At 70.2% G+C, this 20,998-nt stretch carries 14 protein-coding genes and 4 pseudogenes; 13 read left to right on the forward strand and 5 right to left on the reverse strand.

What is annotated here, in order from left to right; translation table 11 throughout:
• Window positions 1-42 precede the first annotated feature (42 nt).
• On the reverse strand, window positions 43-1,002 hold the full coding sequence (locus tag GXW83_RS15325) for a LysR family transcriptional regulator (protein WP_182443645.1): 960 nt from the start codon (window positions 1,000-1,002) through the stop codon (window positions 43-45).
• Between the two features lie 689 nt (window positions 1,003-1,691).
• On the opposite strand from GXW83_RS15325, the gene GXW83_RS15330 reads away from it, so the two are divergent.
• The 3 genes from GXW83_RS15330 (at window position 1,692) to GXW83_RS15340 (ending at window position 4,730) form a co-directional block, all read left to right on the forward strand.
• The gene (locus GXW83_RS15330; RefSeq protein WP_182443646.1) at window positions 1,692-2,594 is read left to right on the forward strand and encodes a Gfo/Idh/MocA family protein; all 903 of its coding nucleotides are present in this window, start codon (window positions 1,692-1,694) and stop codon (window positions 2,592-2,594) included.
• Window positions 2,595-2,953: 359 nt separating this feature from the next.
• A complete protein-coding gene (locus GXW83_RS15335; protein ID WP_225447005.1) occupies window positions 2,954-4,222 on the forward strand; it encodes an SLC13 family permease in 1,269 nt (422 codons plus the stop codon).
• A 1-nt stretch (window position 4,223) separates the two neighbouring features.
• Window positions 4,224-4,730: a universal stress protein gene (locus tag GXW83_RS15340; RefSeq protein WP_182443647.1), complete on the forward strand. Its 507-nt coding sequence runs from the start codon at window positions 4,224-4,226 to the stop codon at window positions 4,728-4,730.
• Between the two features lie 68 nt (window positions 4,731-4,798).
• On the opposite strand, the gene GXW83_RS15345 is transcribed toward GXW83_RS15340, so the two are convergent.
• Together GXW83_RS15345 and GXW83_RS15350 are read right to left on the reverse strand one after the other, a co-directional pair.
• Complete coding sequence (locus GXW83_RS15345) at window positions 4,799-5,398, reverse strand: cation transporter (RefSeq protein ID WP_182443648.1); 600 nt, start codon at window positions 5,396-5,398, stop codon at window positions 4,799-4,801.
• An 83-nt stretch (window positions 5,399-5,481) separates the two neighbouring features.
• Window positions 5,482-5,856 carry a MarR family winged helix-turn-helix transcriptional regulator gene (locus GXW83_RS15350; RefSeq protein WP_182443649.1) on the reverse strand — a complete coding sequence of 125 codons (375 nt, stop codon included), beginning with the start codon at window positions 5,854-5,856 and terminating at the stop codon, window positions 5,482-5,484.
• Window positions 5,857-5,938: 82 nt separating this feature from the next.
• Here GXW83_RS15350 and efeU point away from each other — a divergent pair, with 82 nt between their 5' ends.
• From efeU to GXW83_RS15390, 7 genes and pseudogenes are all read left to right on the forward strand, one after another.
• Entirely contained in the window at window positions 5,939-8,011 is a 2,073-nt protein-coding gene (efeU, locus tag GXW83_RS34855; protein ID WP_255431298.1) for an iron uptake transporter permease EfeU, read from the forward strand.
• Between the two features lie 72 nt (window positions 8,012-8,083).
• Entirely contained in the window at window positions 8,084-9,316 is a 1,233-nt protein-coding gene (efeB, locus tag GXW83_RS15360) for an iron uptake transporter deferrochelatase/peroxidase subunit (RefSeq protein ID WP_182443651.1), read from the forward strand.
• A gap of 500 nt (window positions 9,317-9,816) precedes the next feature.
• A complete protein-coding gene (locus GXW83_RS15370) occupies window positions 9,817-10,653 on the forward strand; it encodes an SDR family oxidoreductase (RefSeq protein ID WP_182443652.1) in 837 nt (278 codons plus the stop codon).
• Between the two features lie 5 nt (window positions 10,654-10,658).
• Complete coding sequence (locus GXW83_RS15375; protein WP_182443653.1) at window positions 10,659-11,288, forward strand: NAD(P)/FAD-dependent oxidoreductase; 630 nt, start codon at window positions 10,659-10,661, stop codon at window positions 11,286-11,288.
• Window positions 11,289-11,395: 107 nt separating this feature from the next.
• Window positions 11,396-12,886 (forward strand): cytochrome ubiquinol oxidase subunit I, encoded by a 1,491-nt coding sequence (locus tag GXW83_RS15380; protein ID WP_182447332.1) that lies wholly within the window; start codon window positions 11,396-11,398, stop codon window positions 12,884-12,886.
• Complete coding sequence (locus GXW83_RS15385; protein WP_182443654.1) at window positions 12,883-13,932, forward strand: cytochrome d ubiquinol oxidase subunit II; 1,050 nt, start codon at window positions 12,883-12,885, stop codon at window positions 13,930-13,932. The genes GXW83_RS15380 and GXW83_RS15385 overlap by 4 nt, the downstream gene beginning before the upstream one ends.
• 95 nt (window positions 13,933-14,027) lie before the next feature.
• A pseudogene (locus GXW83_RS15390) lies at window positions 14,028-15,793 on the forward strand (cation:proton antiporter).
• A 252-nt stretch (window positions 15,794-16,045) separates the two neighbouring features.
• Here GXW83_RS15390 and GXW83_RS15395 read toward each other — a convergent pair.
• Window positions 16,046-17,868, reverse strand: a pseudogene (locus GXW83_RS15395) (glycoside hydrolase family 15 protein).
• Window positions 17,869-17,967: 99 nt separating this feature from the next.
• On the opposite strand from GXW83_RS15395, the pseudogene GXW83_RS34055 reads away from it, so the two are divergent.
• A pseudogene (locus GXW83_RS34055) lies at window positions 17,968-18,396 on the forward strand (DUF389 domain-containing protein); the annotation flags it as partial.
• A gap of 328 nt (window positions 18,397-18,724) precedes the next feature.
• Here GXW83_RS34055 and GXW83_RS15405 read toward each other — a convergent pair.
• The gene (locus GXW83_RS15405; RefSeq protein WP_182443655.1) at window positions 18,725-19,132 is read right to left on the reverse strand and encodes a DUF1269 domain-containing protein; all 408 of its coding nucleotides are present in this window, start codon (window positions 19,130-19,132) and stop codon (window positions 18,725-18,727) included.
• A 550-nt stretch (window positions 19,133-19,682) separates the two neighbouring features.
• On the opposite strand from GXW83_RS15405, the gene GXW83_RS15410 reads away from it, so the two are divergent.
• Both GXW83_RS15410 and GXW83_RS15415 read left to right on the forward strand, forming a co-directional pair.
• Window positions 19,683-20,114 (forward strand): hypothetical protein, encoded by a 432-nt coding sequence (locus GXW83_RS15410; protein WP_182443656.1) that lies wholly within the window; start codon window positions 19,683-19,685, stop codon window positions 20,112-20,114.
• 40 nt (window positions 20,115-20,154) lie between these two features.
• Window positions 20,155-20,947: pseudogene (locus GXW83_RS15415) on the forward strand (IS5 family transposase).
• The last annotated feature ends 51 nt before the right edge of the window (window positions 20,948-20,998 follow it).

Raw genomic sequence — 20,998 nt, forward strand, 5'->3', positions numbered from 1 at the left:
CGCCCGGGTCGGGCGCGGGTCGGGCGGCTTGTGATCGGCCGCTTACGGCCGGGCGCCCCAGTAGGTCCGGGCGGCCCAGGTCTCGAAGTGCGGCGAACCCGCCGTCAGCTCCCGGTAGGCGGCGACCGCGGCCGTGTAGAGAGTCTCGGCCAGCTCGCCGCCCACCGTCGCGGGCCGCCAGACGAGCAGGTACCTGGCCCGGAGCGGGGTGCCGGCCAGGGCCTTGATCGTGACGGCGGGGTGCGGCCGGGCGGTCGCCTGCACGGTGGAGACGCCCAGGCCGGCCGCGATCATGTCGCGGAGCTCCCCGCGGTCGCCGAGGAACTCGTGCACCGCCGCGGGCGCGAAACCGGCTGCGGCGCAGGCGTCGTAGAAGACCCCCGGCCACCCGGCGCCGTCGTCGGGGGTGACGAACCAGGGCTCGTCGGCGAGATCGGCGAGCGCCACCTCGGGGCGGTTCCGCAGCCGGTGCCCGGCGGACAGGGCGACGAAGGTCGGCTCGGTGACGATGCCCCGGTGCTCGACGGCGTCCGAGTGGCGCAGTTCGATGCCGGGGTAGTCCACCGCGATCGCCGCGTCCAGGCTGCCCTGTTCCAGCTGTTTGACGATGTCGGAGGAGCGGTAGACGCTGCTGACGGCGATCCGCAGCTCGGGCAGGCGGCTGCGCATCCGGGTCAGCAGGCCGGGTAGCATCGGCGAGTTGGTCGCGGCCAGTCGCAGCTCGCGGCGGGCCGGTGAGGCGCCCGCGACCGTCTGGCGGCCCAGGCCGTCGGCTCTGGCCAGCAGGTCCCGGGCCGCGGCCAGCACCTCGAGACCGAAGCCGGTGGGCTCCACACCGGAGCTGGTGCGCACGAACACCGGCGCCCCGAGGTGGGCCTCGATCCGGCGCAGTTGGGTGCTGGTCGCGGGCTGCGAGGCGCCGAGCATGACGGCGGCCCGGCCCACGCTGCCGGCGTCGGCGATCGTGCACAGCACCCTCAGGTGCCGGAGCTCCAGCTCCACGCGCTGCCCTCCCGTGCGCGGCCTGCGGGCCACGCGTCCTCGCGCATGCCATGGCACGCATAACATGGCATGTGCTTGCCACATACCATCGCGTCCGACTGATGCAGCGTCAAGCCCGTTATCAGGTACGGGTGGGGCCCGGGAGACGGCGAGCGCCACCGGCGGCGACCGGTTCGTTTCAAGATCAACCACGGAAGTGCTTCATCACATCTTGACTCTCTCCCCCTGTGCGGACACAGTCATGCACATCAGTGCTATGTGACATTGCACTGGTGCTTCTGCTGCCTTTTCGCCCCCTTGTCTGCGCCCCTTGGGGACCACCATGACCTCGCTCCTCGCGGACGCCCCGGTGTCGGAGGCCACTGAACCGACGGCGCGCCCACCCGGGCGCCCCCGCCAGGCCCGCTCTGCTTCGAGTGCACCGGCGAGGGCCAGCGGGCCATCGGTGCCCCCGACCCGCTGATCGTGGGAGCTGCCCCCACTCTCCTGGAAGCCGGCGAGGACGGCGCCGACCGATCGCTGGGCCAACGGACCGATGGCGTGCAGGGGAGCGCCTTCCGAAACAGCACGGCCGAACGACTAATCTGGAGCGCACGCCGAAAAGGCTCGTGGTCGGCTCTCCCCAGCGGGCGGCTGGTCGGCCGCAGTCAACGCCATCAGTCCTGCTCGCTCAGCAGAGGAGTTCATCCGTGCGGTTCGGATTGTTCGGGACCGGCCACTGGGCGGCCCGGACGCATGCGGCGGCGATCGACGCGCACCCGGGGTCCATGCTCGCCGGGGTCTGGGGACGCGACCGCGCCAAGACGGAAGCCCTGGCCCAGCGTTACGGCGCGCCCGCCTTCCACGACGTGGACGAGCTCATCGAGGCGGTCGACGCCGTGGCGGTGGCGTTGCCTCCCGACATCCAGGCCGGTATCGCGGCCCGTGCCGCATCGGCCGGGCGGCACCTGCTCCTGGACAAGCCGCTGGCGCTCAGTCTCGCGGACGCGGACCGGGTGGTGGTCGCCGCCGAGGCGACCGGGATCGCCTCGGTCGTCTTCTTCACCTTCCGCTTCCGTCCCGAGGTCGACGCTTTCCTCGCCTCGGCGACAGCCACCGGCGGCTGGCACGGGGTCCGCGCCACCTTCTTCGCTTCGATCTTCGGCGGTCAGAGTCCCTACGGTGGATCCCAGTGGCGCCGAGAGCAGGGCGCTCTCTGGGACGTCGGCCCGCACCTGCTGTCCCTCGTCCTTCCGATCCTGGGCCCGGTGACCGAGGTGGCCGCAGTGGACGGTCCCAGGGGAACCGTCCATGTCCTGCTCAAACACGCGGACGGAGCCGCCGGAACACTGTCGCTGACGCTGGACGCGCCGCCCGAGGCGACCGGGTTCGAGATGGTCCTCCACGGCGAGAGCGGCTTCGCGGAGTTGCCGCAGAGCGGCGGGGACGCGGTGGCGGCGTTCCTTACGGCCCTCGACCGGCTGCACGAGGAGGTCAGGACGGGGACCCGCGGCGGCGGCTGCGACGTCCGCTTCGCCCGCGATGTGACCGCTGTGCTCGAAGCCGTCGGAACTGCCCGGGCCGAGGCACGGACGGTGCGGGTAGTCAGCTGAGCGGCACTCCACGCCCCCAGCACGAGCACGGATGCCGGACCGGCAGCACGCCTGGACGGGTGCCGCGACGGAGGGCTACCGCCGGATCCGCAGAGCGGGAGCGCTTGTCCCGGGCTTGAGGTCAACCGGCACGGGGACCGGCGGTGTCGGCGGGCTGGGTGGTGGAGGGCCATGACCAGGGCGTCGTCGTCATGGCTTCCGCCGGGCTCGGCGTCGCGCGCCCGTGCCGCCTCGACGTCCCGTCGCCAGGGTCGCGCCCACCAGCGTCACCACGGCGGTGGCAGGTCGCGACGGGAGCAGCTGGTGTGGGTTGGTTACGGTGGGGTAGTGGGGCGTGTGCCCCGTCTGTCCCTGGCTTCGTGGAGTCCGTCCTGAACAGTGCTGTTGCCGAGATCGTGTCCGTCGCCCTGCTGCTGGGGGTGCTGGCGTTCGCCGTGGCCCGCCCCAAGGGGTGGCCCGAGGCAGTGGCGGCGGTGCCGGCCGCTGCCGTGGTGGTCGTGGCCGGCGCGGTGTCGCCTTCTGAGGCGTGGGCGCAGACGCGCACGCTGCTGCCGGTGGTGGGATTCCTGGCGGCGGTGCTGGTCCTGTCCGAGCTGTGTGCGGACGAGGGGCTGTTCACCGCTGCGGGGGATCTGGTGGCCCGCGTCTGCCGGGGTAGCGCGGTGCGGCTGCTGGGCGGGGTGTTCGCGGTGGCTGCGCTGACCACGGCGGTGCTGAGCCTGGACGCGACAGTGGTGCTGTTGACCCCGGTGGTGTTCGCCACCGCGGCCCGGGTCGGGGCCCGACCGCGCCCGCACGCGTACGCGACGGCGCACCTGGCCAACTCCGCGTCGCTGCTGCTGCCGGTGTCCAACCTGACGAATCTGCTGGCGTTCACTGCCAGCGGCCTGTCCTTCACCCGCTTCGCCGTCCTCATGGCGCCGGCGTGGCTGCTGGTCATCGCCATCGAGTACTTGGTCTTCCGCCGCTTCTTCGCCGCCGACCTGGCCGCCCCGACCCGGCCGGAGCAGTCCGGCGAGCGGCCGTCGGTGCCGGTGTTCACGCTGGTGGTGCTCGGGCTGACGTTGGCCGGGTTCGCCGTGACGTCCTTCGTCGGCGTCAACCCGGCCTGGGCCGCCCTGGCTGGCGCGCTGGTGCTCGGTGCGCGGGCGCTTCGCCGCAGGACGACCACGATGCCGGGCCTCCTGAAGGCCACCAGCCCGCTGTTCTGCCTGTTCGTCCTGGCCCTGGGCATCGTGGTCAAAGCGGTGGTCGGCAACGGTCTGAACACCGCCGCCGGACACCTGCTGCCGCACGGCACGAGCCTGCCCGCACTGTTGGCCGTCGCCGCCCTCGCGGCCGTCCTGGCGAACGTGATCAACAACCTGCCCGCGATCCTGGCCCTGCTACCCATCCTCGCCGCCAGCGGACCCGGTGCGGTCCTGGCCGCACTGATCGGCGTGAACCTGGGACCCAACCTCACGTACGTCGGATCGCTGGCCACCCTTCTGTGGCGGCGCATCCTGCGCGAACACGACACCGACGCCGACTTGGCCGACTTCACCCGCCTCGGCCTGCTGACCGTGCCTTCCACCCTGCTGGCGGCCACTGTGGCACTGTGGGCAATGCTCCAAGCGACCGGAGGCTGACGTGAGCGTGCTCGTGTGGATCACCGAGGGAACCTGGCAGGCTGCCGTCGACGCCGCCCGCACCCACACCCCCACCAGTGCCGACATCACGCTGCTGTACGTCACCGGCGACGACATCGCCGCAACCGCCCACGGCTCCTTCGCCGCGCTCCTGGGCCGCAGCCACCGCGAACGCGACCCCGGTACGCGAGTGGAGGCCCTGGAGGAAGCTGCGGCAGCGGCCCTGCTCGCCGCTGCCGCCGAACGCCTGAACCATCCCGGTGTCACCTGCCGGCACCGTCACGGACGCGTCGAACGCGAAGTCGTACGCGAGGCTGATACCGCTGACCTGCTCATCTGTGTACGGGACGGCGACCGCAACCGCCTGGGCCCGCGCAGCCTGGGCCACGCCACACGCTTCGTCGTCGACCATGCGCCCTGCGCCGTCCTGCTGGTGTGGCCCGAACCCGCCCCTGGCATCGACTCACTGCCGCCTGCCCCACCAGAGCCGCCACCGCACCAGCCGTGACCGCACGCGGTGCTCAGCGGGACTCAGGGCAATCCTGACGCCCGCCGGCCTCGTCCGCGCTCGTGCGGTCAGTGGTGGCCGGAGAAGATCTCCTTCGCCTCGCGGACGGCGTAGTAGACCAGGACGAAGCCTGCCAGAGGGTCCGCCCACCACCAGCCCATGGCGGCGTTGAGGACCAGGCCCAGCAGCACGGCAGAGGCCAGGACGCCGTCGATGAGGGTGACATGGCCCTCGGTCCGCAGGACGGTGCTGTCCAGGGCGGCGCCGGTTCGGGCCTTGCCCGCAGCCAGGGCGAATATCACCAACGCGGTCACCGCGGTCCACACGATGCCCAGCGCGGAGTGGCGGGGATGGAAGCCGGCGGCCAGGACCACGGTGGACTGTGCCAGCAGGTAGAACGCCAGCAGCGCGAATGCCCCGCCGATCAGCCGTAGGGCCCGGCGCTGACGGTCCACGCCGGCGCCGGACAGTTCCCAGATCACCACGGTCGACGCGCCGATCTCGATCAGGGAGTCCAGACCGAACCCGGCCAGCGCGACCGAACGAGCCGAGACCGCTGCGACAGTCAGCACCACGATGCCGACGACGTTCCAGCTGAGCGTTGCGTATTCGAGGGCGAATCCCCGCCGCAGCAGGCGGCTTCGGTCAGTGTCATGGGAACCGGTCACCGCGCGAGTATGCCAGCCCCTGCCGGATGCGGCCCACCGCAGGGAGACCGGGGATCGAGGTAGCCGGCTCGGGGTGGCCGGGTCTACCGCGCGTAGGGGTCGGTGATCTCGCGGAGTTGATCCAGGATCTGGTGCAACAGCGTGAAGTTGCGGGTGCCCAGGTAGGCCTTCCACTCCGCGTAGATCTCGTCGAGTGTCGCCGTGGCCACCTCGACCGCCCGCCGGCTGCGCTGCTCGATCACGATCAACCGGGCGCGGCCGTCCGTGGGGTCGGGGACGCGGCGGACATAGCCCAGGCGTTCCAATTGATCGACCAGCACGCCGGCGCTCTGCTTGGTCATCTGCGCCTGGTCGGCGAGGTCCGTAGGACGCGAACCGTACGGGGAGACGCGCTGGAACACCCGGCTCTGGGCGAGGGTCCAGTCGTCGAACCCGCTGGATCCGTGGCAGAACGACACCCCCCTTGCGCGTAGTGGTTAGGGGTGCCTTACCTTATCCTCTGTGACCTGGGCTGAGGCTGTACCTAATCTGCTGATCGGTTTGCGCGAGGGCCTCGAGGCCGGGCTCGTGGTGAGCATCCTGCTGGCCGCGCTGCGCAAGACCGGGACGGACGGGCACCGGGTGTCGTCCGCGCCGGTCTGGCTGGGCGTGCTGGGCGCGGTGTCGGTGGCTGCCAGCTTCGCCGCGGTGCTGACGTTCTCCACCAGCGTGCTGTCCAGCGCGGGCCAGGAGGCCGTCGGCGGGCTGCTGAGCGTGCTCGCGGTCGGCCTGGTCACGGCGATGGTGTTCTGGATGCGCCGCACCGCCGCTGGACTGTCCCGGCAGCTGCGCGGCGAGGTGGAGCGCGCGGCGGCGGTCGGTGCGGGGGCGCTCGCGCTCACCGCGTTCCTCGCGGTCGGCCGCGAGGGCCTGGAGACGACGCTGTTCCTGTGGACGGCCGTCAAGGCGTCCGGATCGACGGTTGCGCCGCTGGTGGGCGCCGGGCTGGGGCTGGCCGCCGCCGTGTCGGCGTGCTGGCTGCTGTACCGGCAGGCTGTGCGCCTCAACCTGGGGGTGTTCTTCAGTCGCACGGCGCTGGCGCTGATCGTGGTCGCCGCCGGGGTGCTCGCGTACGGCCTGGGTGACCTCCAGGACGCGGGCCTGCTGCCGGGCACGCACTGGGTCGCCTTCGACCTGACCGCGCACCTGGACCCGAACTCCTGGTGGGTGTCGATCATCACCGGATTCACCGAGCTCGCGCCCAGGATGACGGCGCTCCAGGTGGTGGCCTGGATCGTCTACCTGGCCGTGGTGGTCCCGCTGTTCGTCCGCGCCGGACGCCCCGCTCCCGCGCCCCGCACCGCAGCCGAAGGCCCCGTGCCTGCCGCGGCCCCCGCAGCCGCGGCGCCCGGAGCCTCCGTGGGGGCCGAGGCCCCCGGCCGCTGGGTACGGCTGGCCGGGCAGCGCCCCTGGCCGGTGGCCGCCGTGCTGGTGGTCGTCCCGACGCTGGCCGCCACCGCCGCCGTCCTGGCACTGCCCTCCGCCGCCGCGGCCACGGTGACGGTCACCCGCACCCGCTGCGCCCAGGAGTGGACCTCCGCCCGGGCCGGCAGCCAGACCATCGCGGTCGCCAACAGGACCGACAGGGCGGGCGAGATCGACCTGGTCAACGCCTCGGGGGCAGTGGTCGCCGAGATCGAGACCATCGGGCCCGCCACCACCGCCGATATGACCGCGACCCTCGGCAGCGGCTCCTACGCCATCAAATGCCTGATGTCCGGCCAGGCTGCGGCCTCCTCGGCCAGCGTCCAGGTCAGCGGCTCCAGCACGCAGGCCGCGCCCGCCGCGGTGAAGCCGGTCACCCTCCAGGAGCTGACCGGCCCCAACGACGCCTACCAGCACTACGCGGCGGGCGTGCTGACCCGGCTCACCGCCGACGTCGCCGCCATCCGCACCGACCTGACCGCCGGCAACCTGGCCGCCGCCAAGTCCGACTGGCTGACCGCCCAGCTGGACTGGGAGGAGGTCGGAGCCTCGTACGACAGCTTCGGCGACGCGGGCACCGCGGTCGACGGACTGCCCGACGGCCTGCCGAACGGCGTCCAGGACAGCGGCTTCACCGGTCTGCACCGGCTGGAGTACGGCCTGTGGCACGGCCAGAGCGCGGCCCAGTTGCTGCCGCAGGTCTCCACGCTCAGCGCCGACGTCGCCGAGGTGAGCCGGAACCTGGCCACCGACGACGAGGCGGGCGACCCGACCAACCTGCCGATCCGCGCCCACGAGATCATGGAGGACGCGTTGCGCGACCACCTCTCCGGGATCGACGACGAGGGCGCCGGTGCCGCCTACCCGCAGACCTGGGCCGACGTGCAGGTCACCCGTACCGTGCTCGGCGAGCTGTCCGGCCCGCTCACCGCCCGGGCGCCGAAGCTGCTGCCGCTGGCGGAACAGCAGCTGGACACGCTCCAGTCCGCGCTACTGGCCACCCGCACCGACGGCCAGTGGCATACCCCGCAGCCGGCCCCGCAGCAGGCCCCGGCGGCCGCTCGCCAGCAGGTGGACGCCGCCATCGGCGCCCTGCTGGAGACCCTGGACCAGGTCCCGGACCTGCTGGAAGTCCCGCCCAGCCACTGACCTGCCCGAAGACACCCCCACCCGACGACACCCCACCCGATGAGCACGTACCAGGAAGACAGGCGTCCGAAGATGAATGTCAGCCGTCGCAGGTTCCTCTCCGGCGCCGCCGCGGGCGCCGCCGGCACCGCCCTGACCGGCGGAATGCTCATCGGCGGTGCGCAGGCCGACGCCCGCGCCGCCGACAGCGGCCCGGCCACGGCCGACTCCTACCCGTTCCACGGCGCTCACCAGGCCGGCCTGCTCACCCCCGGCCCGGCCGACAAGCAGGCCGCCGCCTGCTACGCGGCCTTCGACGTCACCGCCACCGGCACGGCGGAGCTGGCCGAGCTGATGAGGACGCTGACCGGGCGGGCCCGCTTCCTGGCCACCGGTGGCACGCCCCCCGACCTGGGCGTCGGCCAGCCGCCCTCGGACAGCGACGTCCTCGGGCCGGTCGTGCCCGCCGACGGACTGACCGTCACCGTCTCCGTCGGCTCCAGCCTCTTCGACGACCGCTTCGGCCTGGCCGCGGACAAGCCCCGCAAACTGACGCCGATGCGGATCTTCCCCGACGACTCGCCCGATCCGGCCTGGATGCACGGAGACCTGCACCTCCAGATCTGCGCCAACCACCCCGACACCGTCCACCACGCCATCCGCGACATCGCCAAGCACACCCGGGGCGCGATGCAGCTGCGCTGGAAGATCGAGGGCTACAACTCCCCGCCCCGGCCCTCCGGCACCGGCCGCAACCTGCTCGGCTTCAAGGACGGCACCGCCAACCCCACCGGCACCACCGCGCAGCAGCTGATCTGGGTGGACGACCCGGCCGAGCCCGCCTGGGCCCAGGGCGGCTCGTACCAGGTGGTCCGGCTGATCCGGATGCTCGTCGAGTTCTGGGACCGGGTCTCCATCAACGAGCAGGAGGGCATGTTCGGCCGCCGTCGCGACTCCGGCGCGCCGCTGGACGGCACCAACGAGTTCGACACCCCCGACTACGCCGCCGACCCGCACGGCAACGTCATCCCCCTCGACTCGCACATCCGGCTCGCCAACCCGCGCACCCGGCAGACCGCCGACCAGCGGCTGCTGCGCCGCTCCTACAGCTACGACCTCGGCCTCGACCAGAACGGCAACATCCAGGCCGGGCACATCTTCACCTGCTACCAGCAGGACGTGCACCGGCAGTTCGAGACCGTCCAGACCCGGCTGATCGGCGAGCCGCTCATCGACTACGTCCAGCCCTTCGGCGGCGGCTACTTCTACGTCCTGCCCGGCCTGGCCGACACCACCGACTGGTACGGCCGCACCCTGCTGGCCTGACCAGAACGGACGATGGCGTTCGCAGACCCCATCCCGGTGGGCAACGGGCGTTGTGGCCGATGGCGTGATCATCGGCAGGTGATCGACGGGATCTTGCACCGGGTGTGAACCGGTGTGCACTGGCGTGACCTGCCAGAGCCGTTCGGGCCGTGGAAGACGGCCGAGGAGTCAACGCAGAGACCAAGATGATCAAGCGTCAGATGTACGGCCGCGCAGGGTTCGCCTTCCTACGGCACCGAATCCTCCTGGGCTGACACCACCCTCCGTCAGCACCGAATCAGCGACAGAGCCAGTCGCTGGAAAGACCCCTCCTGTCGGCTGCGCCATTGGGCGTACATTGCTCCTTCCGATGGCCCAGCCGAGCGGGTCGCTCTGCGGTCGCCTCCGCTACGGGTGTTTGAGTCGCCGAAGTCATTCAAACGCGTCCGGAGCAGTGGTAGCGGCGAACCTGAGGCCGGGTGTTCCCGACGATCTGGTAGGCCGTTGATGAGGAGACACCAGTGACTACAGGCACGGACGCCGAGAAGGGGACGTCGCTACCGCTCCTCCGAGGCCAGAAGGCCCTGGTGACGGGGGCGAATTCGGGCATCGGCAAGGCGACAGCGATCGCACTGGGACGGGCGGGAGCTGATGTCGTCGTCAACTATGTCTTCGGCCCCGAGGCCGCCGAAGAGGTCGTCCAGGAGATCCAGGGCTTCGGTGTGCGCGCCTACGCGCACGAGGCCGACGTCTCCGACGAGGGCCAGGTTGTCGCCATGGTCGCCAAGATGGTCGAGGAACTCGGCACCATCGACGTGATGGTGGCCAACGCGGGACTGCAGCGGGACGCCGCCATCACCGAGATGACCGTCGACCAGTGGCACAAGGTCCTGGACGTGAACCTGACCGGCCAGTTCCTTTGCGCCAGAGAGGCGGCCAAGGAATTCCTGCGCCGGGGCATCGTCCCGGAGGTCTCTCGATGCGCGGGAAAGATCATCTGCATGAGCTCGGTCCACCAGATCATCCCCTGGTCGGGGCACGTGAACTACGCCGCTTCCAAGGGCGGAGTGCTGATGCTGATGCAGACGCTGGCCCAGGAACTCGGCCCGCACGGGATCCGGGTCAACGCCGTGGCGCCGGGCGCCATCCGCACCCCCATCAACCGCAGTGCCTGGGACACGCCCGAGGCCGAGGCCGATCTCCTGCGGTTGATCCCGTACCGCCGGGTGGGCGACCCGGAGGACATCGCCGACGCGGTGACCGTCCTGGCCTCCGACCTGATGGACTACGTCGTGGGCAGCACACTCTTCGTCGACGGCGGGATGACTCTCTTCCCCGGCTTCGCCACCGGAGGCTGACCCCCGTGGACGACCACATCGCCCCACGCAGGGTGGTGATCCTCGGCGGCGGCTTCGCCGGGCTGTTCGCTGTGCGAGCGCTCCGCAGGGCACCGGTCGCCGTGACCCTGGTCGACCGCAACGCCCACCATCTCTTCCAACCACTGCTGTACCAGTGCGCCTCGGGCATCCTCTCCAGCGGCCAGATCACCCAGCCGCTGCGCGCCGTCCTGCGCCGCCACGGCAACGTCCGCTGCCTACTGGCGACGGCCACCGGCGTGGACGTCTACGCGCGCGTCGTCCACGCCGAGCGTGCGGACGGCACATCAGTCTCCCTTCCCTACGACGAACTGATCGTCGGCATCGGCGTGAAGCAGTCCTACTTCGGGCACAACGAGTTCGCCCAGCACGCCCCGGGCATGAAGACGCTCGATGACGCCTTGGCCGTACGCCGCAAGATCTACTGTGCCTTCGAGATGGCAGAGTCGGTCACCGAGCGCCGGGCGGTCGTCAAGGTGGGCCGGTTCCACGCATCCGGGGTGCTGGGGGTGGCTGATCTGGCTGTTCATCCACATCGTGTTCCTCACCGGCTTCCGGAGCCGGTTCGGGGCACTGCTCAGCTGGGCGGTGGTCTTCGCCTCCGGCTCCCGACGTGAACGCGCCTTCGCGTCGACCGACACACCTGCCACCCCGGTAGGCGGACAGTCCCCGTCCGGTGCGGCGGCCGGCCCGACCGTCCCCGCCACGATCCACCGAGGCCCACATGAACACCGCAGCAGACCTCCTGGCGAGCGGCCCCGCGCAACTGCTGCCCGCGCGCCAGCTCATGGCCTTCACCCTGGCCTCCCACATCATCCTGGTGCCGCTGGGCGTGGCACTGCCGTTCATCACGCTCGTCATGCACCATCGGGGTCTGCGGAAGAACGACCCTGTCGCCCTGCTGCTCGCCCGGCGCTGGTCGGCCGTCATGGCCGTCCAGTTCGCTGTCGGCGTCGTCACCGGCACGGTCCTGTCCTTCGAGTTCGGGCTGCTGTGGCCGAAGATGATGGGCCGTTGGGGGGACGTCTTCGGTCTCGGTTTCGGAGTGGAGGCGTGGGCGTTCTTCCTGGAGGCGATCCTCATCGCGATCTACCTGTACGGATGGCGCAGGCTCAAACCATGGACGCACTTCTGGCTCGCCACACCGCTACCTTTCGCTGCCGTGATGGGCGCGTTCGGCATCATCTCCGCGAACTCGTGGATGAACACGCCCCGGGGCTTTGTCCTCGACGCGGCGGGCAAGCCCGAGAGCGTCGATGTGCAGGCGGCGGTGTTCACACCGATGCTCGGTCCGGAGTACTGGCACTTCGTGGTCGCCATGTTCCTGACGGCGGGTTACGTCGTCGCCGGTGTCTATGCGTTGGGCTGGCTACGCGGACGCCGGGACCGCTACCACAGGCTCGGGTTCTGCGTGCCGTTCACCGTTGCCGCAATTCTCACTCCCGTGCAGTTCTTCCTCGGCGACAACATCGCGCGGCAGATCTACCACAAGCAGCCGGTGAAGTTCGCCGCCGCCGAGCTCGTCTGGAACACAGGTACGCACGTGCCCGAGTACCTGTTCGGCAGGCTGCAGTCCGACGGCAGCGTCAAGGGAGGGCTGAAGATCCCCGGCCTGGACTCGATCCTGGCCGGCTTCAGCCGCAACACCCAGGTGACGGGCCTGACCTCGGTGGCGGCAGCCGACCGCCCCACGCCGGCGGAGGCGAACCTTGTGCACTGGACCTTCGACATCATGGCGACCATCGGCAGCCTGCTGATCCTGCTGGCCCTTTGGTACGGCCTGTGCTGGCTGCTCAGCAGGGACCTGCCCAAGTCGCGCTGGTTCTTCCGGATCGCCGCCATCGCCGGCGTGGCCAGCGTGGTGACCGTGGAATGCGGCTGGATCACCACCGAAGTGGGACGGCAGCCCTGGATCGTCTACCAGTACATGAAGGTGTCGGACGCGGTGACACCCACCAAGGCCGCCTCGCTCTGGACGATGTTCGGCATTGTGGTGGTGGTGTACGTGCTCGTCTTCGGTGCCTTCCTCACCGTCGTGCTGAAGATGAGCAGACGCTGGCGGCTCGCCGACTCGGGCCTCGGCCGCCCCGAGGACGAGGGCCCGGAGACCGAAACTCCTTACGGGCCGCGGCCGGAACCCGCCGCAGTCGGCACGGGGTCCACCGCCCTGCGAGCCGGCCCCGACAGCCGCCGAGCACCTGGGGACGCGGAATGACCGCCGATATCGTTGCCTGGATCCTGCTGGTCGCGGTAGCCGCATACGCCTGCGGCGGAGGCGTCGACTACGGCGCCGGCTTCTGGGACCTGTTCGCCGGCGGCGCCGAGCGGGGCAAGCGTCCGCGCTGGCTGATCGACCACGCCATGGAGCCGGTCTGGGAGGTCAACAACGTCTGGTTGATCTTCATCCTGGTGTTGATGTGGACGGGATTCCCCGTCTTCTTCGAGACGGTCTTCAGCGCGATGTGGCTGCCGCTGGCCCTCGCCGCCGTCGGCCTGGTCCTGCGCGGCGCCGGTTTCGCGCTGCGCAAACCCACCCGGCGGATGGCCCAACGCCGCATCTACGGAGCCGTCTTCGCCGTCTCCTCGCTGCTCACCCCCTTCTTTCTGGGAGCCGCGGTCGGCGGCGTGGCCTCCGGACGGGTTGCCCTGGACACCACCGCCTCGGCCGACGCCTGGGCCAACACCACCTCGGTCATCAGCGGGCTGCTCACTGTGGCCGCCACGGCCTTCCTGGGGGCGGTGTACCTCACCGCGGATGCGCACCGCTTCGCGGCAAGGGACCTGGTCGGCTACTTCCGGCTGCGGGTCTGGGGCAGCCTTGTCGGCACCGTCGTCCTGGCCCTCATCGGCCTCGCGGTGACCCACAAGCACACCTCTTACGTCTACCACGGCCTCACCCACGGAACCGGGCTCGTCCTGCTGCTGGTCGCAGCCGTCGTCGCCCTGGTCACGGCCTGGCTGGTGGCCGGCCGACACACCGGATGGGCGCGGTTCACCTCCGTCGGTTCGGTGGCGCTGGTGATCGCCGCCTGGGGCACCGCACAACGCCCCTACCTGGTGCCCACCTCCCTGACCGTGCAGCAGGCGGCGGGAGCGGCCAGGCCGCTGCAATGGCTGCTGATCGTGACGATCGTCGCCGTGGTCCTGATCGGACCGGCGCTCGTGGTCCTGTACCGCCTCGACACCAGCGGCAAGCTCGTACCGCTGACCGACGCGGACGTCGAGGGCGACCCGAACCACCCCGGCACCTCACAGCCCTGAGGAGAAGCGATCACCGACTCCGTCGGGGCAGGAGCCCTTCCGGCCGTGCGGAGTACCAGTCGGCCCGTCAGGCGAGGGAGCCGGGAGGCACAGCAGTGACGTCGAACCAGGTACTGGAGGGCCTGGGCCTGATCGCCGTGCTCGCCGTGGGCTCCCAGCTCCTGGCGAGCCGGCTGCGCATCCCTGCGCTCATCGTCCTGCTCCCGGTCGGATTCACCGCCGGTGCGCTCACCAGTACCGTCGATCCCGACCAGTTGCTGGGAGCGGCCTTCTCCCCGATGGTGTCGCTGGCCGTGGCAGTGATCCTCTACGACGCCGGTCTCGGCCTGAACCTGCGGGGACTGAAGGGGCACACCCGACGGGTGGTGGTCAGGCTGATCTGGATCGGTGTGGCGATCACCGCGGTCTCCGCAGCCCTGCTCGCGATTCCCGTGCTCGGCATGTCCGAGCGCGCGGCGGTGATGCTCGGAGCGATCCTCGTCGTCTCCGGGCCGACGGTCGTCGGCCCGCTGCTCAACTTCGTCCGACCGACGGAGCGGCTCCAGCGCATCCTGGTCTGGGAGGGGTCGCTGATCGACCCGGTCGGTGGAATTCTGGGAGCACTTGTCTTCCACGCCGTCGTCGCGAGTGAACGGAAGGGGTTCGCCGGCCAGGTGGGGCAGTTCGCGGCCAGCGCGGCTGTCGGCCTGGCGGGCGGTGTCCTGGGCGCGGCGCTGCTGTGGCTGGTCTTCCGGTACCTGCGGCTGGACGAGGTACTCGGTACGACGGTGCAGCTCGCCGCTGCCGTCGGGGTGGCGGCCGCGTGCGACATCGCCCGCGACGACACAGGTCTCATCGCCACGGTCGTCATGGGAATGGCACTGGCCAACCTTCCCGGACTCGACCTCCCGGCGCGCCGGCCCTTCTTCGAAACCCTGGTCTCGCTGGTCATCGGGGTCCTTTTCATCTCCATCTCGGCCACCGTCACGCCCCAGTCCCTGCGCCACGTGCTGCTGCCGACACTTGCCCTCGTGGCCATCCTCGTCCTTGTCGTCAGACCGCTCGTCGCAGTCCTTTCCACCGTCGGCACCGACGTTCCGTGGGGGAGCGATGGTTCGTCGGGTGGATGGCACCGCGCGGCATCGTCGCCGCGTCCACCGCCTCGACCTTCTCGGCCACGCTGGTGAGCAGGGGAATCGGAGGCGCCGGGAAGATCCTTCCCGCCACCTTCGTGGTCATCGTCGCCACGGTCACGCTGTACGGCCTGACCGCGCATCGCGTCGCCAGGATGCTGGACGCCCTGCGTCCGGCGCGCTCCCGGCCGCTGCTGGTCGGCGGCGACCCCTGGGCAGTCGACCTGGCACGCGCGCTGCGTTCAGCGGGCCTGGACGTGCTGATGTGGGCCGGACTCGAACGCGAACGGGAGGGCATCAAGCAGGCCGGACTGGAACTGGCCCCGGGCGGCCTCCTGGCGGCGGCCACGGGTGCCGGTGCGGAGCTGGAGGGCATCACCGACGTGCTGCTCCTCACCGAGGAGGACGACTTCAATGCCCTCGCATCGGTGAACCTCCGGGGGAGCGTCCGGGGTCCCGTCCTCCGCCTCGGGCCGCCCAGCCCCAGCCACGGCGTGATCGCCCCGTACACGGGCAGTGAGAACCTCTTCGACAGTGCGCTGACCCGGCCCGAGCTGGCCCGCCGGTACGACGGTGGAGCCCGGATCGTGACCTGCCGGGTCGACGAGGGGATCCCCGCCGGGCACTACGTGATGTTCCTGGTGCGCCCGAACGGGCAGCTCGCGCCCGTCACCGAGACGGACAGCCCGACGCCCCGGGCCGGAGACACCGCGATCCTGCTGAGTCCCCCCTTCGGGTCCCGGCTGTGAGGTGGGCGGCGGGCGCGGTACACGGAGGGGGAGACGTGGGCACGAACCGCCCTCAGCCCAAGCGCTCCAAGAGGTGGAGGTCGGCCGTGGTTACGTGGTCGCCCGGTTCCAGCCAGGGCACGCCGCCCAGGCGCGGGATGTCGAGGAGGACGCCCCGGCCGACGATTGGCGTCCGGCCCGAGTGGACCTCGCTCCCGGCGCACGCACCTTCTCCGGCGTGAGCAGGCATCAGGAGTGGTCCCCTGCGGCAGGTCAGGGGCGCTGGCGGTCCAGGGCTTCGTCGAGGGTGGTGGCGGCCATGATGAGCGACAGGTGGGTGAACGCCTGTGGGAAGTTGCCCAGTTGCTCGCCGCTGGGGCCGATCTCCTCGGCGAAGAGACCGACGTGGTTGGCGTAGGTGTGCATCTTCTCGAAGGTGTAACGGGCTTGGTGCAGCCGCCCCGCGCGGGCGAGGGCGTCGACGTACAGGTAGGTGCACAGGCTGAAGGTGCCCTCCGAGCCGCGCAGGCCGTCCGGGGAGGCGGCCGGGTCGTACCGGTAGACGAGGCTGTCGGAGACCAGGGTGCGGTCCATGCCGTCCAGAGTGGACAGCCAGGAGGGGGCCTGGGGAGCGAGGAACCCCACCCGGGGGATCAGCAGCAGCGAGGCGTCCAGGACGGCATCGCCCCCGTAGTGCTGTACGTAGGCCTTCTCCTTGTCGCTCCACCCGCGTTCCATCACCTCTTCCAGGATGGTGTCGCGGGCCTTGGTCCACCCGACCGTGTCGGCCGGTCGGCTGAACTCGGCCGCCAGTTTCAGGCCGCGGTCGAAGGCCGTCCAGCACATCACGCGGCTGTAGGTGAAGTCCATGCGCCCCCGCGGGTCTCCCAGATGCCCTCGTCGGGCCGGTCCCAGTTGTCCGCGAGCCAGTCCAGGGTCCGGGCCAGGATCTTCCAGCCCCGGTAGCCGGCCTGGACACCGATCTCGCGTCCCTCCGACAGGGCGTAGAGAACCTCGCCGTAGATGTCGAGTTGCAGCTGGTCGGAGGCTGCGTTGCCGAGCCGGACCGGGTACGAGCCCCGGTATCCCTCGAAGTGCTCAAGGATCTCCTCCGTCAGGAGGGGCTCCCCGTCGACCCGGTACATGATCTGGAGGGGCTCGCCGTCCTTGCTGTCCGCGTCGTGCAGGCGGTCGCCCAGCCAGTGGGTGAAGGCTGTCGCCTCCTCCACGAACCCCAGGTCCAGCAGCGCCCGCACCGACAGCGAGCCGTCCCGGACCCAGGTGTACCGGTAGTCCCAGTTGCGCTCGCCGCCGACCTGTTCGGGCAGGCCCATCGTGGCAGCGGCCACCGGCGCTCCGGTGGGGGCGTAGGTCAGGAGCTTGAGGACGATGGCGGAGCGGGCGACCATGTCCGGCCAGCGGCCCCGGTAGTTCGAGGAGCGCAGCCACCGCTGCCAGAAGCCCACGACGTCCCACAGCTGGGCGGTGATCCCCTCGGTGGTGGGTGCGGCCGGTGCCGGCCCGTCGGCGTCGCACACGGTCAACACGACCGCCGCCGCCTCACCGACGCTCAGTGCGACCTCGCCGCATACGTCCTGCCCGTCCCGTTCCAGCGGAAAGGTGCTCTGCAGGTGGGCGGTGATGCCGGGGGCCCGGAACGCGGCGCCCTCGGCGCGCAGGTCGAGTTCGTGCTGGGCCCGCCCGTAGTCGAAGCGTGGACGGCACTCAAGGGTGAACCGCACCGTCCCGCGCACGGCACGCACGGTGCGTATCAGCGTGTGCCGGTCGGTGGGGGTGGGGCCGGCGTTCGGTGGCATCCAGTCGATCACTTCTCCCACCCCGTCCGGCGACATGAACCGGGTGACGAGAACGGCGGTGTCCGGGTAGTAGAGCTGCTTGCAGGTGTTCTGCGACAGGTCCTTGGGCGAGAGCCGGAAGTGGCCACCGCCGTCGTGGTCGAGCAGTGCGGCGAAGATGCTGGCCGAGTCGAACCGTGGGGCGGCGAACCAATCCACTACCCCCTGGGCCGAGATCAGGGCGGAGGTCTGCAAATCGCCTATGAGGCCGTGATCTGCGATGGGCGGGTAGCGGTCCATGGGCATCCAATCTCGACATTACCCCTTTATCTCCCACTATCTGCCATTATCCAGCTGTTCGCCTGCGGTGAGGCGTGCAGTCGGCACCACTGCGCTGAGGTCGCCGCCCCGCGACCTCCCCCCGGGTACGCGCTGCCACTGACGGTGACCAATCGGTGCTGGAACGCCCGAAGGCAGGGGCTGCTCGCGCTGCTCGGCTTCCTGCTCGCCATCGTCGCAACGTTCCTCTTCAGCCTGCTGATTCGCGCGTTCGGCTTGCAGTCTGAGGCGTTCACCCTGGGAGTGCGTCCGGTATCCACGGTGATCAACACTCCCGACTTCTTCTCGTTCGCCGTCGCGGGCCTGGCGGGCATCGTCGGCATTGTTTCGCTGACCGAAGCCAGGACGAGCACCCTGCTCGGCGGCTTCATCTCCGTCACGACGATCCCGGCCGCGGCGGACACCAGGGTGTCGACTGCGTTCACCAGCTGGCGCGAGGACTGGGGATCGCTCGTCCAACTGCTGCTCGACATCGTCGTGCTGGCCGCCTTCTGGACGACGGGGGCGCAGCAGCTGTTTTCGTCACCAGATACCCCCGCTGATCCTGCGCGCTGACGGAATCGGCTTCCGGAACGGGACGGGTCAGCGCGCGTCCGCTCGAAGTCGAACGGTTTCGGTCAGGCGGTTGAGTCGGTCAGGGCGAAGCAGAGCGCGAAGCCGTCCCGACCGCCACCGACCTCGCCGTCACCGGCCCAACCAGGCCGAGCAGCCGTAGTGGAAGCCGGCATCCGACCGTCCACCGGGGGCTCCGTTTCCTGCGTCCGGTCGACTGCAAGGTTCTCAGCAGCCCCTTGCCATCAGGCACAACGCCGTAACTTCATGGCTTTGCGCCAAAGGCAGCCCTCAGCTGATCCTCCTGCTGCACCGAAAGGTCAGAGCGCATCAACTCCATGGCGTGTCCTTGGAACGCCTTTGTGACGGAGTCGATCACGGCGTCGGTGCTCAGGAGCACGAGCGCCGAGGTGCCCGGCGTCATGTCACCCTTCACAGACTCGATCATCGCGCTGTCGATGCCGGCCTTGCTCAGCTTCTTGGCGAACGCGGAGGCTTTGCCGCCCTCGTCGGTCACGTGTTCCTGTACCTGGGGCCCCGCTGCGTACTGCGGCCAACGGATCACTGCGACATCGCGCACATCGATGACCTGCTGGTCACCCAACTGTTTGACCTGCAGGACTGCGTCGTCGGCTCCTTCGGTACCACTGAACCGCCATGCCGTTGTTGACACGGGTCTACTCCTTCCGCCAAGCCAGTCGAGAGTGCCCGCAGCCGTGGCTCGACGGGGTCGTGTCCGCCGCGCGGCACGGAACGACATCCAAGAACAGCCCGCGGCGCAGGATCGCCTCCTTGTCCCTGGTGAGGCCGTGTCGTACTTGGCCGCAATCGGCAGCTTGCGCCCCCGTTGGGGAGGTATACCGTTTCGGGCGCGGTGCCGGGTCCTGGTCGGGGCTGTCGGTGCTGGCCATCCAGGGTCTATTTCTCCAGGCTAACCCGACATATCAGGTGTTTCACCCGGGGCCGTCACGTGGGGGCCGACTCGCCCCGATGGCTGGTTGCCCGGCTGCGGGCCAGGAGGGCCCCGGGGTCGCACCTGTCCGTACCGTTCTGACAGGCGTACGCAACCCTCCGCCGAGGTACCGCGGAACAGGCCGGAGGGAGAGGGCGCGGGGAGAGAGTCCCGGAGGTGCTGCCTGACTGCCGCCGTGGCAGCCTGGATATGGAGTCTCCGACCGGGTCGCCCAATTCGGCGACGAAGTTGTTCTCGAAGGAGCCCGCACATGGCCAGCAATGTCAGTGAAACGCCGACGGACGCCCTCACGTCCCGGAGGCCGTTCGCAACCGGCTGGACCGTCTTTGCCGCCGTTCTGATGATCTTCGGTGGTGCCATGGCGATATTCGAGGGGATAGCCGCCATCGCCAAAGACGACCTGATCGTCGTCACTCACAATTACGCCTACAAGTTGAACACCACCGGCTGGGGCTGGATCCATCTCATCCTGGGCATACTCATCGTCCTGGCCGGTGTGGCCCTCTTCAGTGGTGCCGTCTGGGCACGTGCCGTCGGTGTCGTCGTCGTCGGACTCGGCATGATCGCCAACTTCTTGTGGCTGCCCTACTACCCGTTCTGGGCCATCGTGCTGATCGCCATCGACGTCTTCGTGATCTGGGCCCTCTGCGCCGGAACGACGAGAACAGCGCGGCCGGATTGAGAAGTCATCTCATTTGGGCCAGTAGGCTGCCCTGGTGACGATCGTGGAGCGGTTGGTGCCGGACGGGTTGTGGGAGTTGTTCCAGCGGGTGGTGCCGGCTTCGCCGACACGGCCACAGGGCGGCGGGCGTCGCCGCTATGGGGACCGTGAGGTACTGGCCGCGATCGTCTTCGTGGCCACCTCCGGCTGCACCTGGGCCCAGCTCCCACCGTGTTTCGGCCCGTCCGGGCCGACCGCACACCGCCGCTTCGCCGAGTGGAGCCGGGCGCGAGTGTGGGCCAAGCTGCACCGCCTGGTCATGGACGAACTCGGCGCGCGCGGCGAGCTGGACTGGTCGCGGTGCGCGGTCGACTCGGTCAACATGCGGGCCTTGAAAAGGGGGACCTGACGGGTCCGAATCCTGTGGATCGGGGCAAGTACGGGTCGAAGATCCACATACTCACCGAGCGCACCGGTTTACCCCTGTCGATCGGCATCTCCGGCGCGAACCTGCACGACAGCCAGGCCCTGGAGCCGCTCGTCCGTGGCATCGCCCCGGTGCGCTCCCGACGCGGACCACGGCGACGGCGCCCCGCCAAGCTCCACGCCGACAAGGCCTACGACTACGTTCACCTGCGGCGATGGCTCCGATCCCGCGGCATCACCCCACGCATCGCACGCCGTGGCATCGAATCCTCCGAGCGCTTGGGCCGCTACCGCTGGACCCGCGCACCGTCGCCTGGCTCGCCGGCTGCCGACGACTCCACCGCCGCTACGAACGCAAAGCCGAACACTTCCTCGCCTTCGTGGGCATCGCCGCCACGCTCATCTGCTACCGCCGACTCGCCAAATGAGATGACCTCTGATTCGCCGCCGCCGGCCCGCCAGGCGCGGGACCGGCGGCG

The organism is Streptacidiphilus sp. PB12-B1b (assembly GCF_014084125.1).
In the GTDB taxonomy this organism is placed as follows: Bacteria; Actinomycetota; Actinomycetes; order Streptomycetales; family Streptomycetaceae; genus Streptacidiphilus.